Here is an 11,972-nt window from a genome sequence, read left to right on the forward strand (position 1 = left end):
CTAAAATTGATCATCACATCATTCAATATAATGACAGGAAGCCTTTATGAAGCCGGTTGCAATTTTTAGACATATACCCATCGAAGGGCCGGGCTATTTTGCCACATTTCTCGACAACAATCATATTCCTTGGCGCCTGATTAAAATCGACGCTGGAGAAAAACCACCAGCCTGTATCGATGCATTCAGTGGTTTAGTGTTTATGGGTGGGTCAATGAGCGTCAACGATGATTTACCCTGGATCGAATCGTCGCTAACATTGATCCGACACGCAGCTGCCGTGGATATGCCGGTATTGGGCCATTGTTTGGGTGGACAATTGATGGCTAAGGCACTGGGAGGCGCTGTCAGCACCAATCCGGTGAAAGAGATGGGGTGGGGTGAAGTCACCGTGCCGGATCATCCGATTGCGCGGGAATGGTTTGGTGATCTAACCACTTTCAATTCCTTTCATTGGCACGGCGAAGCTTTCAGTCTGCCCCAAGGGGCCACGTGCATCCTATCCAATCAGTACTGCGAGAATCAGGCTTTTGCACTCGACATGCATTTAGGCATGCAATGCCATGTCGAAATGACAGAACGTTTGGTGCGAGACTGGTGCAGCGTAGCTGCGGAAGAGCTTGCCAACATCAACGAGCCATCAGTGCAATCAATGGAAGAGATTGAAAAAGATTTACCTGAGCGGGTGGCAGCGCTAAATAGGGTAGCTGAAAGGTTGTATCAGCAATGGATCGTTCATTTGAAATAACCCGTGAAGTTCATTTGTTATCAGGTCATTCTCAACAATGAGAACGCTGGCACCAATTGAGAGACAAAGGCATGACCTGCAGCAAGGAAATCCTATTCATTTTTTTACTGCCTTTTTGATCAATTATCTGCGTTTCAACAGGTAATGTTACTATAGAGGTTTTAATAATTTTCGAAGGATTGGTACTAACATGTTTTCGCAGAAACAAACTATAGAAAATGTCGACCCGGATTTATGGCGAGCAATTAAAGGCGAGGTACAACGCCAAGAAGAATATATCGAATTAATTGCATCGGAAAATTATGCCAGCCCCGCTGTCATGCAAGCCCAAGGCTCCGTTCTGACCAATAAGTACGCCGAAGGTTATCCAGGCAAACGCTATTATGGTGGTTGCCTGTATGCGGATCAGGTTGAACAACTCGCGATTGATCGATTAAAAGCACTCTTTGGCGCTGAGTATGTGAATGTACAACCGCACTCGGGTTCCCAAGCTAACACAGCAGTTTACCTGTCAGTGCTAAAGCCGGGCGATACTTTGCTTGGCATGTCGCTGGCGCACGGAGGTCATTTAACCCATGGCTCTAGCGTGAGCATGAGCGGAAAAATTTTCAATTCCGTTTCTTATGGCTTGGTTCCGGAAACCGAGTTGCTTGATTACGATGAAGTCGAGAAATTAGCTCATGAACATAAACCTAAAATGATCGTAGCGGGTGCTTCCGCTTATGCGCGGGTGATAGACTGGAAGCGTTTTCGGAAAATAGCCGATGCTGTTGGAGCGTATTTGTTGGTGGATATGGCACATTATGCTGGGTTGGTGGCAGCAGGCTTTTATCCAAATCCAGTCGGCATCGCTGATTTTGTCACAAGCACTACGCACAAAACATTGCGCGGCCCACGTGGGGGCGTCATCATGGCCAAACCCGAACACGAAAAAGCATTGAATTCTGCAATCTTCCCACAAACTCAAGGGGGTCCATTGATGCATGTAATTGCAGCCAAAGCTGTTTCATTCAAGGAGGCTGCGACTAAGGAATTCAAAGATTATCAGGAGCAGGTAATTGATAATGCGAGAGTCATGGCTAAGGTGTTAACCAGTCGCGGATTGCGGATTGTATCTGGACAGACCGATTGTCATTTATTCTTAGTTGACTTGCGCGCGATGAACTTAACTGGCAAGCAAGCAGAAGAATCGCTTGAAATGGCGCATATCACGGTTAACAAAAATGCTATCCCCAATGATCCGCAGAAACCCTTTGTTACCAGTGGCATTCGCATCGGATCGCCCGCAATAACCACGCGGGGTTTCAAAGAACTAGAATCGGAGCAATTGGCGAACCTGATAGCAGACGTTCTGGCTGCGCCTGAAGACTCGGCAGTCATATCACGTGTAGCTATCGAGGCAAAACGATTATGTGCAAAGTTTCCGGTGTATGGATAATCCCAAAGCCGACACGTGACGTGACTTGAGTTGACGATTACAGATCATGATTAAATATGAAGTGTCCTTTTTGTAATACCGATGACACCAATGTCATAGACTCGCGCGTAAGTGAGGATGGCCACAGAATTCGCCGTCGTCGACGCTGTTTGGCTTGCGATAAACGCTTTACAACCTATGAGACAATTGAGCTGCGTTTACCTCAGGTCGTGAAACATGATGGTACTCGCGCGGAATTTGATCGTAACAAATTGTTAACCGGCTTTAAAAGAGCGCTTCACAAACGTCCAGTTCCAACCAGTTATGTCGATGCGGCAATTGATCGTATTGTACAAAAATTCCTGGCTAAAGGTGAACGCGAAGTTTCATCACGCAGTATTGGTGAAAGCGTGATGGAAGAACTTTATAAGCTCGACAAAGTAGCGTATATCCGATTTGCATCTGTTTATAAAAGCTTTCAGGACGTGGATGATTTTCGTGATGCGATTAAGGAAGTGCAATAGCCGGGGCAGCAATTACAACGGGAGAAAGTATCCAAAATCCATCAGGAAATCTCTAATGATTCTCGTTTTTTTTAAGCTGGACTTTCCTATATTTTATCAGAGAGATATTTTAGATGTTTTCTTCTGCCGATTACGCTTTCATGTCATTTGCACTGCGTCTGGCAGAAAAAGGACTCTACAGTACAACACCCAATCCTCGTGTAGGGTGCGTACTCACCCTACATGATCAAATCGTAGGTAGTGGCTGGCACGAAAAGGCGGGGCAGCCACATGCAGAAATTAATGCACTAGCCTCAGCCTCAGAAAAGGCGCGTGGCGCAACAGCCTATATTACTTTGGAGCCTTGCAGTCATTATGGACGGACACCGCCCTGTGTTAACGCCTTAATTGACGCTGGAATTGCCAAGGCCATAATAGCCATGGAAGATCCCAATCCAATAATGTGCGGACGTGGCTGTGCACTCCTGGAGCAAGCGGGAATCACCGTGCAGACGGGCTTACTGCAAACACAAGCACAAACACTCAATGCGGGGTTTATCACTCGCATGACCGATAAGAGACCATGGATCAGGCTGAAAACTGCTGCCAGCCTGGATGGCAAAACAGCACTGAACAACGGAATCAGCCAATGGATTACTGGCGAAGCTGCACGACATGACGGTCATCGATGGCGCGCGCGCTCATGTGCTATCGTAGCAGGCATTGGTACAGTAAAGTCCGATAATCCACAGCTGTCAGTTCGGCATGTTGAGACAGCACGCCAGCCTAAAAAGGTTATTGTGGACAGCCAGTTGACTATTCCGCTGGATGCGAAATTGCTTCAGGGTAGCGACGAAGTATTAATTTTTACCGCGCATGATGGGAATATTGAGAAAAAAAAAGCGCTTAGCGGAATGGGCGCTCAAGTTATTGTTATACCCAATGCGGAAAACTCAGTTGATCTGAGGAGAATGATGACCATCTTAGCTGAGTTGGAAATCAATGAAGTGCTGGTAGAGGCTGGGCGTGAATTGAATGGCGCATTAATTGAAGCTGGAATAGTTGATGAAATGATTTGTTATCTTGCGCCACACTTGCTGGGTGATGATGCGCGAGGAATGATTAAACTGCCTGAATTAACCTGTCTTGAGCAAAAAAAAGAATTTAAAATTCAAGATGTACGCATGATTGGACAAGATATCCGGATCATCGCAAGATTTCCATCAAGCCTGAGCTTATTGTAGATCTACTCTCGCAAGGGTCTCTTGGCAAGTTTTCGTTGCAGCGTGCGCCGATGCATATTCAATATTCTTGCTGTCACCGAGATATTATTATCATTCTCGGAAAGAATACGTTGAATATATTCCCACTCTAATCGACCCACTGATAAAGGATTCGCACTGATAGGTGTATCCGACTCCCCAACTGTACGTTCAAAAGCTGCCATGATTTGATCCGCATCAACAGGTTTTGCAAGATAATGGGTGGCGCCAAGTTTAATTGCCTCAACAGCTGTGGCGATGCTGGCATAGCCTGTTAGCATGACAATGCGAGTACCGGGATCCAAGTCTCTTAATTTCTCGACCAATACCAATCCAGATTCGCTGGATAATTTTAGATCAACAATGGCATATTCGGGCGTCGATTGCTCAGCTAGATTTATAGCATCTTCAATAGCTTGCGAGCATGTTACGAAAAAGCCGCGCTTCCTCATGGCCTTTGCTAATACTTCACAAAAAATGGTATCGTCATCGACGATCAATAAACTGGGATCTTCGGTACTGTCTATTAATGAGGATTCGATCATGCAATTGATCCTATCAGTGGCAAAACTACTTGTGTGCAGGCCCCGCCATTCTCAAGATTAAACAAACGAACGCTACCACCAAATCGTTCTATATTGGCATTAGCCAAAAATAAGCCGATGCCAAAACCCTGCCCCGGTGCTTTGCTGGAAAAGAAAGCTTCACCAGCACGCTGCAATGCTTCTGCTGACAATCCTTTGCCGTCATCAATAATCTCCAGGTGCAGCTCTTGATTATCCCAATGGCTGCTGATCTCAATACGCTCTGAAGAGGCGTCTGCGGCATTATTCAGAAGATTGAGTATAGATTGGCTCAATAATTGATTGTCCATAATTCGAGGTACGGGTTGTGTGCTTGTACTTTGATACGTGAATTTAACAGAGGGACGTATCAACTTCCATTTATCCAATATCTGACGGAGAAATTCGTCAACGGCAAGCTCGCTACCATGCTCAGCTCTTGTTTGACCTGCTTTCGCCAGCAAATGAGTCAAAGTCTGCTTGCAATGAACTATCTGATCCCGCAGTATATGAATGTTGTTTTGGAATTCTGTATCATGCGTATATTCTTGCTGTAATTCACCGGTTACTACCGCCATCGTCGAGAGCGGCGTGCCTAGCTCATGAGCGGCACCTGCGGCCAGTGTTCCTAAGGCGATGATTTGCTCATTGCGCAATGCATGTTCACGTGCTTTGGCAAGATCGCGGTCCCGATCGCGGATGGAAGAACTCATTCTAACGACAAACCAGGCAATGATTACTGTACTTAATACAAATGCCAGCCACATTCCAGATACATGCAATGCAAACTCTATAAGATGATTGCTATGCTCGTGCGGGAGAGGTATATAAACGAATAACAGTAGCGTATAACAAGCAATTGTAATAATAGCCATAATCCATGTGTAGCGCCAAGGTAGCGTAGCGGCTGCGATAGTCAGGGGTAACAAGAATAATGAAATAAATGGATTGGTTGATCCGCCACTGAAATATAGCAGAGCACTCAGTGCCAGAACATCAATCAACAATTGAAAAAAGAATTCCAGGTGAGAGACTGGCCATGTGCGATGTAATCGTATCCATGTAAGTAGATTTATTACTGAGAGTAATATCACAACGAAAATCATGGGTAGCCAAGGGATTACAATATCAATGCTCCAGTACACAATGGTAAAGGTGAGACATTGGGCAAATATAGCGATATTTCGGAGCAGAAATAATCGGTGCAAGTTTTTGCTAAGTGGTGATTGACTGAGATCACTGAACATGATGCATGTATAGGATGAATTTTTGACTTATTTTAACTATAGAACATTAGCTGAAATTTCATAAAATAGCTATGTGACAAATTGTCTCAGGTTGGTTTAAGCATAAATTTGAACACATACTGAAATCATGGTAACCAATGGTTTTTTCGGTTAAAATCTTCGGTCACCTTTCTTGCGCTCGAAAATTAGCATTATCTTTCTAAAATTACTTTATGATTCTTATTCTTGCTCCCAATACCCGACCTGAAAGCCCAGAATATAAACAGTTGATGGCGCATCTAGCCAATTTCACGGGGATATCAACACGCATCCATACCGAGGTCGGCATCGAGCAAACACTAACAGAGATATATTTAATCGGTAACACCAAAGTATTATCCATTGAAGATGTGAGTTGCTTACCTTGTGTTGATAGCGTTGTACGCGTATCCGAAGAATATCGCGTTTTAGGTCGACATAAGAATGACGATCGCCCAACTTACTTTGAATATAACGATGTTCGTTTTGGGCAAGACACGCTAAACGTGTTTGCCGGTCTATGCGCCGTTGACACCATTGAACATGTGGAAATGATGATGAAGGCATTGCGTGAACACGGTCAGGTTTGTACACGTATGGGTGCTTATAAACCGCGCACCAGCCCATATGCATTTCAGGGCCACGGCAAGACATGCCTACCTTATGTATTTGATATGGCAGGGAAATATGGAATAAAAGTGATCGCCATGGAGATTACGCACGAGTCTCATTTAGAAGAGATACGTAACGCACTTTACCAGACAGGCAGTGCAACCGGCGTTATGCTGCAGATAGGTACAAGGAATACACAAAATTTTGAATTATTAAAAATCGTTGGTCGTCAGCAGAATTTTCCGGTATTGATCAAACGAGGCTTTGGCATTACTTTGGATGAATCTTTGAATGCTGCAGAATATTTAGCTTCGGAAGGAAATCGAAAAGTGATTTTCGGTTTGCGTGGCATGAAAACAAACATGGGTGACCCGCATCGTAATTTTGTCGATTTCTCACATGTGCCGGCGGTCAAGCGCTTGACACGCATGCCGGTCTGTATAGATCCGTCACATTCAGTGGGAACACGCGCAAGCTCGCCGGAGGGCATATTGGACATTATGCATGTAACTGCACAAGGCATCGTTGCAGGCGCCAATATGGTACTGGTGGATTTTCACCCGGCACCCAGTAACGCGTTGGTGGATGGCCCACAAGCATTACTGATCAAGGAATTGCCGCAGTTTCTTGAGGACATCCAAATCGCTCGTGAAGCTTATGAAAAACGTACCCTACTAGCTGAGCGTTATCGAGAAAAACAAAATACTGCGTAATTTAAAAACCGCTAAGTTTTATTGTCTGTAAAATTTATCTATTACCGAATAATTGCAAACATAATATCCATTGTTGGAGAATGAAAAAATGATCAAAGTATTACTCTCAAATCCAAGAGGTTTTTGCGCCGGCGTGGACCGCGCGATCGAAATTGTAGAAAGAGCACTTACAATGCATGGCGCACCGATATATGTCCGTCATGAGGTGGTGCATAATCGATTTGTGGTAGAAAACCTGGAGAAGAAAGGCGCAGTTTTTGTGGAGAACTTGGATGAGGTACCACAAGATAGCATTCTAATTTTTAGCGCACATGGCGTTTCTCATGCGGTCCGCCGGGAAGCCGCTGATCGGAAATTGAAGGTATTTGACGCAACTTGTCCGCTGGTTACCAAGGTTCATGTCGAAGTAGGTAAGATGCGTAAAGATGGCAAGGAAATCATTATGATCGGCCATCAAGGTCATCCTGAGGTTGAAGGCACCATGGGGCAGATTGAAGGTGAAGACAAAGGAATGTATCTGGTAGAAACAGAGATGGATGTTGAGGTTTTAACGGTTAAAGATGAGACAAATCTGGCTTATGTGACTCAAACTACGTTATCTGTCGATGATGCTGCACGCATTGTCGATGCCCTAAAAAAACGCTTCCCAATGATCACCGGCCCTAAAAAAGACGATATCTGCTATGCCACGCAAAACCGTCAAGATGCTGTTAAAAAGATGGTTAACCAATGTGATTTAGTTATCGTAGTTGGCTCTCCCAATAGTTCGAACTCAAATCGACTTTGTGAAGTAGCGAGAAATGCCAATGTGGAATCTTATATGGTAGATCGCGCCGAGCAGTTGCAAGAAGCATGGTTCATCGGAAAGAAAATTATTGGCATTACGGCCGGAGCTTCTGCACCTGAAATTCTAGTACAGCAAGTGATATCCAGACTCAAACAAATAGGTGCCGATCAAATTGGTGAGGATGTAATGATAGAAGAGTTAAGTGGTGTTGTAGAGTCGGTTGTGTTCCCATTACCCAAGGCCTAGATGAACGTTAGTTAATTTCCCATCCTGCTTGGTACGGAGAGATATCGAATGGTTGTGTAGCACCCGTCATCTCATTGACTAGGATCTCAGCGCTAGCAGGTGCCATCGTTACCCCATAGCGATAGTGTCCGCTATTGATCAGCAAATTACGAATGACCGGATGCCAACCAATCGTAGGGATATTTTTGGATGAAGCAGGGCGTAATCCTGACCAGTGTTGCTTAATTGGCATCATATGAAGTGACGGCAAAATATCATAGGCGTGTCTTAATAACTGGTTAAATGCTGATACCGTCGTTTGTTTATCAAACCCTACATCCTCGAGTGTACTGCCAATGAGCACATGGCCATCTCGACGAGGTATGATGTAAAAATCATTTCGCACCACAATGTTACTTACCGGTGGTATATTAAATTTAAATAATAACATTTGCCCTTTTATTGGCTTGATATCGAGCTGCAGAGCGTGAACTCCCAATACCTCTTTACTCCAGGCGCCCGCACTAACAATATAGTAATCAGCAACAAATTCCCCACAAGACGATGTAAGCGATTGTATCTGTTGATGACTAGAATTGAAATAATAGGCTGCACAATTTTCTATGATTCTCCCACCTAGCTGTAAAACTCGGCTGATTAATGCACGTAATAGTCTAGGGTTACGCACTTGAGCAATATTTGGCAGAAATAAAGAACGATCTTGTGTTTTCATTCTATCAGAACCGAATTTTTTTCCGATAGAAAAAATATTGGGAACTGTGGGCTGTTCGATTTCAATCCCTCGAACCGCACACCATTGCTTAGCAATTTCTAAATCGTAAGGCGGCAATATCAACATGCCGGATATTTCGTATTCTGAATCTATCCCAGACACCTCCTGCAAAGCTGAAACCCAAGCTGGAAATTGCTTGGCACTGTAGCTGGTAAGTTGTGTGACATAATCGGAATAATCCCATGGCAAAAGCGGCGATAAAATACCACCACCCGCCCAGGATGATTCCTGTCCTGCTTGATTTCGTTCAAGTACCGTAACATTCGCGCCCCGTGCTAAAAGCCTTTCAGCCGTTGCAAGTCCAATGATTCCCGCACCAATGACAACTATATCCTGCTTCATGATGGATTAATTATTTGCTCATACTGAAAAATTGTAAAGCTTGGTAAAACGAACATTATCCCATACCAATTGTGTATAGATGCATTGAATCAACAATCGAGAGATACATAAGATTTCGTTCTAAAAACTAAAGTTTGTCTAAATTATGGCCGCTAGAATCTAGCCGAAAGATATTAATAAATGAGCTTAGAAGATAAAACAAAGATGGTATGAGATTTCGCGCATGAAAAAGATGCAACTAATTAAACAGCTACACCAACATGGTTTTACCTTGATTGAACTGCTTGTCACATTGAGCGTGGCCAGTATTTTGTTATCAGTTGCTGTGCCAAGTTTTAGTACATTTATTCAAAACAATTTATTGACAACACAAAGCAATAGTTTCTATTCGGCATTGGCTTTAGCTAAAAGTGAAGCTGTTCGACGCAGCAGCCCGGTTTCACTTTGCCCCAGTACAAATGGTACGAGCTGCACAGGGGGATCGATCTGGTCGAATGGCTGGCTAGTATTTGCCGATGCCAATAATGCTGGTGTAGTTGACGCAGGTGAAGAAATTCTACAGGTTGGAATAACTTTCTCGGGAGGAAATACATTCTCGGGAAATATTGGCAGGGTTACATTTACTGCCAATGGTTTTTCCATGGGATTTAACGGTTCTTTTACACTGTGCGATAGTCGTGGGGGATCGCATTCAAAAACCATTATTTTAAATAACCAGGGGCGCTTTCGTTCTGAAACAGGTACAGGAACATGCGGATAAATAGGGTATTTTCAATAAAAAAGAAAATTCAGAACAATGGCTTTAGCTTAATTGAAGTACTAATTACGCTTCTAATCGTGTCTTTTGGCTTACTAGGTATGGCGGCACTGGTTGTATCCGGTGCGCGTAGTAACAATGTTGCATATTATCGTTCTGTAGCCAGCAAACAAACAGAGGATATTGCCGATCGTATGCGTGCCAACATAGCAGGTGTAGTCGCCGGAGCATATGACGCACTTTCAGCAAATATTCCCAGCAGCGCGGATTGTGTAGCAAATACCTGTAGTCCGACACAAATCGCGACTTTTGATCATGCGCTATGGAATACAGCTAACGCTAGATTACTTCCCGGCGGTGTTGGCATTGTAAATGGAAACCTAGCAGCAGGATATTCAATTACTTTGATGTGGACAGAAAAAGAAATGGCAGATGATCCTAACCCTAGTCCTAACTGTCCAGGGGGAACAGCAAATACTCAATGTTTTGTAACAAGGTTTGCGCCGTGATAACTACTTCAACAATTCATCAAGAAGGGTTCGAGCCCGAACAAGAAAATAGAAAACTGAACGCTCAGGGTGGCTTCACTCTGATTGAGCTGATGATTGGAATGATAGTAGGTCTGGTTTTACTACTCGTTATCGGCACTGTGTTTGTCAGTAGCCAGGGAGTTTTTCGCGAACAGGAAGATAATGCCCGGGTACAAGAAAATGGGCGTTTCGCGTTGGAGATTATTGGACGAAGTATCAAGCAAGCTGGACACGTAGAAATACCATTTACTGGGTTTAAAGTCGAATTTACGGGCACTGCCATTAGCGGCACTAATGGCAGTGCTGGTGTGGCCGATACTTTAACTGTGCAATTTGAAGGAGCAATTGGAGACAGTGATTGCGAAGGTACAGTGGTAGGTGTTGCGGGCCAAATTATCCAGAATCATTTTAACATTGATGCAGGCAATGCAGAATTACAGTGTGATGGGCAAATTTCCGATACCCCGCTGGCACCCGGCGCACCACCAATCGGGCAAGTTTTATTAAGCGATGTAGAAGATCTACAAATTCTTTACGGAGTGGATACCAACAGTGATCAATCCGTTGATCAATATACCGATCTACCAGCCGATTGGGAGCAAGTTATCACAGCGCGTATTTGTGTTTTGATTCGCTCTGAAAAAACAAATGTTGTTTCAGCAGGCAATTATCTCGACTGCAATGGTGCATCAATTGCCATCCCGTCAGATAGGCGATTAAGACGCGCGTTTACATCAACGATTAATTTACGTAACCGCATTAATGATACGCCATGAGTAGGAATCTTTATTATTTTCAGCGGCAAAGTGGTGCTGTCTTTGTAACAGGCCTGATTTTTCTGTTGGCTTTATCTCTTCTTGGAATAACAGCCGCGAAAATGGCAACGATAGAAGAAAGAATGTCGGCCAATATGCGAGACCGCATGCTCGCAATGCAAGCAGCAGAAATGGCTTTGCGCTATGCCGAAAATCATATTCGTGATAATGATCCTTCTACAAATTCACCCAAATCGATTGAGGGCATGAGTGAGTTTGACACGAACTGCACAGACGGATTCTGTTATTACGGCGCAGGTGTTGATGCTCCAGCTAAATCCTGGGATACGTACTGTAACCCGGGTTGTCCGATTAATTATGTAGAAGGCAACGTTTTTAGATTTAATGGTGTTCCTTACACAGCACCTGGTCTACCAGTCGGTGTCCCAGCACCCACATATTTGATTGAAGGGATACAGAAAACACCGCCCGGAAATACTTTACGGTACTACTATCGTATTACTGTTCGAGCTCAAGGAGCCAAGCAAGGTACTGTTGTATGGATACAAGAGGTTTTTAGGCCATAGTTATAGAAAAATACTGTCAAGGACGTAAAGATCATGAAGAAAAAAAATTTATACGGTTTTTTAACATTAACAAATGCAATATTTTTTTCATTAGTTTTTTTAACCGGTAGTGT

General features: G+C 43.9%; 13 protein-coding genes. 10 read left to right on the plus strand and 3 right to left on the minus strand.

Annotated elements, in window-relative coordinates:
- The first annotated feature begins 46 nt into the window (after window positions 1-46).
- The 4 genes from K2Q13_RS04770 to ribD all read left to right on the plus strand — a co-directional run bounded on the left by K2Q13_RS04770 (window position 47) and on the right by ribD (window position 3,912).
- Window positions 47-748 carry a type 1 glutamine amidotransferase gene (locus tag K2Q13_RS04770; RefSeq protein WP_292919524.1) on the plus strand — a complete coding sequence of 234 codons (702 nt, stop codon included), beginning with the start codon at window positions 47-49 and terminating at the stop codon, window positions 746-748.
- A gap of 190 nt (window positions 749-938) precedes the next feature.
- Window positions 939-2,186, plus strand: coding sequence for a serine hydroxymethyltransferase (gene glyA, locus K2Q13_RS04775; protein WP_292919525.1), 1,248 nt, complete (start codon window positions 939-941; stop codon window positions 2,184-2,186).
- A gap of 56 nt (window positions 2,187-2,242) precedes the next feature.
- Window positions 2,243-2,689, plus strand: a complete 447-nt coding sequence (nrdR, locus tag K2Q13_RS04780) for a transcriptional regulator NrdR (protein WP_292919526.1) — start codon at window positions 2,243-2,245, stop codon at window positions 2,687-2,689.
- Between the two features lie 113 nt (window positions 2,690-2,802).
- A complete protein-coding gene (gene ribD / locus K2Q13_RS04785) occupies window positions 2,803-3,912 on the plus strand; it encodes a bifunctional diaminohydroxyphosphoribosylaminopyrimidine deaminase/5-amino-6-(5-phosphoribosylamino)uracil reductase RibD (RefSeq protein WP_292919527.1) in 1,110 nt (369 codons plus the stop codon).
- Between the two features lie 2 nt (window positions 3,913-3,914).
- Here ribD and K2Q13_RS04790 read toward each other — a convergent pair whose 3' ends face one another.
- Complete coding sequence (locus tag K2Q13_RS04790) at window positions 3,915-4,475, minus strand: response regulator transcription factor (protein WP_292919528.1); 561 nt, start codon at window positions 4,473-4,475, stop codon at window positions 3,915-3,917.
- On the minus strand, window positions 4,472-5,740 hold the full coding sequence (locus K2Q13_RS04795) for an ATP-binding protein (protein WP_292919529.1): 1,269 nt from the start codon (window positions 5,738-5,740) through the stop codon (window positions 4,472-4,474). The genes K2Q13_RS04790 and K2Q13_RS04795 overlap by 4 nt, the downstream gene beginning before the upstream one ends.
- A gap of 212 nt (window positions 5,741-5,952) precedes the next feature.
- Between K2Q13_RS04795 and K2Q13_RS04800 the strand changes: the two genes are divergently transcribed.
- The gene (locus tag K2Q13_RS04800; RefSeq protein ID WP_292919530.1) at window positions 5,953-7,083 is read left to right on the plus strand and encodes a 3-deoxy-7-phosphoheptulonate synthase; all 1,131 of its coding nucleotides are present in this window, start codon (window positions 5,953-5,955) and stop codon (window positions 7,081-7,083) included.
- Window positions 7,084-7,171: 88 nt separating this feature from the next.
- Complete coding sequence (ispH, locus tag K2Q13_RS04805) at window positions 7,172-8,116, plus strand: 4-hydroxy-3-methylbut-2-enyl diphosphate reductase (RefSeq protein ID WP_292919531.1); 945 nt, start codon at window positions 7,172-7,174, stop codon at window positions 8,114-8,116.
- A 7-nt stretch (window positions 8,117-8,123) separates the two neighbouring features.
- On the opposite strand, the gene thiO is transcribed toward ispH, so the two are convergent.
- Window positions 8,124-9,230 carry a glycine oxidase ThiO gene (gene thiO / locus K2Q13_RS04810; RefSeq protein ID WP_292919532.1) on the minus strand — a complete coding sequence of 369 codons (1,107 nt, stop codon included), beginning with the start codon at window positions 9,228-9,230 and terminating at the stop codon, window positions 8,124-8,126.
- A 223-nt stretch (window positions 9,231-9,453) separates the two neighbouring features.
- Between thiO and K2Q13_RS04815 the strand changes: the two genes are divergently transcribed.
- The 4 genes from K2Q13_RS04815 to K2Q13_RS04830 are packed head-to-tail and all read left to right on the plus strand — an operon-like array spanning window position 9,454 to window position 11,859.
- A complete protein-coding gene (locus tag K2Q13_RS04815; protein ID WP_292919533.1) occupies window positions 9,454-9,990 on the plus strand; it encodes a Tfp pilus assembly protein FimT/FimU in 537 nt (178 codons plus the stop codon).
- A complete protein-coding gene (gene pilV / locus K2Q13_RS04820) occupies window positions 9,981-10,496 on the plus strand; it encodes a type IV pilus modification protein PilV (RefSeq protein ID WP_292919534.1) in 516 nt (171 codons plus the stop codon). The genes K2Q13_RS04815 and pilV overlap by 10 nt, the downstream gene beginning before the upstream one ends.
- A complete protein-coding gene (locus K2Q13_RS04825) occupies window positions 10,493-11,293 on the plus strand; it encodes a PilW family protein (protein ID WP_292919535.1) in 801 nt (266 codons plus the stop codon). The genes pilV and K2Q13_RS04825 overlap by 4 nt, the downstream gene beginning before the upstream one ends.
- Window positions 11,290-11,859 carry a PilX N-terminal domain-containing pilus assembly protein gene (locus K2Q13_RS04830; protein WP_292919536.1) on the plus strand — a complete coding sequence of 190 codons (570 nt, stop codon included), beginning with the start codon at window positions 11,290-11,292 and terminating at the stop codon, window positions 11,857-11,859. The genes K2Q13_RS04825 and K2Q13_RS04830 overlap by 4 nt, the downstream gene beginning before the upstream one ends.
- Window positions 11,860-11,972: the final 113 nt, after the last annotated feature.

Origin of the sequence: Nitrosomonas sp., from assembly GCF_019752095.1 — a bacterium.
Lineage (GTDB): Bacteria > Pseudomonadota > Gammaproteobacteria > Burkholderiales > Nitrosomonadaceae > Nitrosomonas.

What these genes read in the sequence shown, in the direction of transcription:
- ribD (WP_292919527.1), top strand. Translation starts at nt 2,803, where the DNA reads ATGTTTTCTTCTGCCGATTACGCTTTCATGTCATTTGCACTGCGTCTG.
- K2Q13_RS04790 (WP_292919528.1), bottom strand. Translation starts at nt 4,475, where the DNA reads ATGATCGAATCCTCATTAATAGACAGTACCGAAGATCCCAGTTTATTG.
- K2Q13_RS04770 (WP_292919524.1), top strand. Translation starts at nt 47, where the DNA reads ATGAAGCCGGTTGCAATTTTTAGACATATACCCATCGAAGGGCCGGGC.
- glyA (WP_292919525.1), top strand. Translation starts at nt 939, where the DNA reads ATGTTTTCGCAGAAACAAACTATAGAAAATGTCGACCCGGATTTATGG.
- nrdR (WP_292919526.1), top strand. Translation starts at nt 2,243, where the DNA reads ATGAAGTGTCCTTTTTGTAATACCGATGACACCAATGTCATAGACTCG.
- K2Q13_RS04795 (WP_292919529.1), bottom strand. Translation starts at nt 5,740, where the DNA reads ATGTTCAGTGATCTCAGTCAATCACCACTTAGCAAAAACTTGCACCGA.
- K2Q13_RS04800 (WP_292919530.1), top strand. Translation starts at nt 5,953, where the DNA reads ATGATTCTTATTCTTGCTCCCAATACCCGACCTGAAAGCCCAGAATAT.
- pilV (WP_292919534.1), top strand. Translation starts at nt 9,981, where the DNA reads ATGCGGATAAATAGGGTATTTTCAATAAAAAAGAAAATTCAGAACAAT.
- K2Q13_RS04815 (WP_292919533.1), top strand. Translation starts at nt 9,454, where the DNA reads ATGAAAAAGATGCAACTAATTAAACAGCTACACCAACATGGTTTTACC.
- ispH (WP_292919531.1), top strand. Translation starts at nt 7,172, where the DNA reads ATGATCAAAGTATTACTCTCAAATCCAAGAGGTTTTTGCGCCGGCGTG.
- thiO (WP_292919532.1), bottom strand. Translation starts at nt 9,230, where the DNA reads ATGAAGCAGGATATAGTTGTCATTGGTGCGGGAATCATTGGACTTGCA.
- K2Q13_RS04830 (WP_292919536.1), top strand. Translation starts at nt 11,290, where the DNA reads ATGAGTAGGAATCTTTATTATTTTCAGCGGCAAAGTGGTGCTGTCTTT.